General features: G+C 54.2%; 1 protein-coding gene. It reads left to right on the forward strand.

Annotated elements, in window-relative coordinates; translation table 11 throughout:
• The coding region (locus EGI32_RS11470) for a hypothetical protein (RefSeq protein ID WP_255155495.1) at positions 1-371 on the forward strand (371 nt) is incomplete at both ends.

Here is a 371-nt window from a genome sequence, read left to right on the forward strand (position 1 = left end):
CGATCACGTTTACCGCCGCCAACGGTTGTTCGGGCAACGCTACCGCAACGGTTACTGCCGGACCGACGCTGGTTGCCAATGCCACGATTGTACCAACTTCGTGCACAGGGATCAATAACGGAACACTCACCATTGGTTCTAATGGTACCGCACCGGTTACTTATATACTAGATGGCGGCATCACTAACACTACCGGTATCTTCACCGGAGTTTCTGCAGGTGCGCATACGGTCACGTTTACCGATTCAAAAGGCTGTACGGGAACGATCACGCGTACGGTAGGATCCGGAGCCGCTATCACCGGTACGGCCACTCCAACTGCTGCCGCTTGTCCGGGTCTCAACAATGGATCCATCACTGTTACATCTACC

It is taken from the genome of Ferruginibacter sp. HRS2-29, assembly GCF_024343615.1.
GTDB lineage: Bacteria > Bacteroidota > Bacteroidia > Chitinophagales > Chitinophagaceae > Ferruginibacter.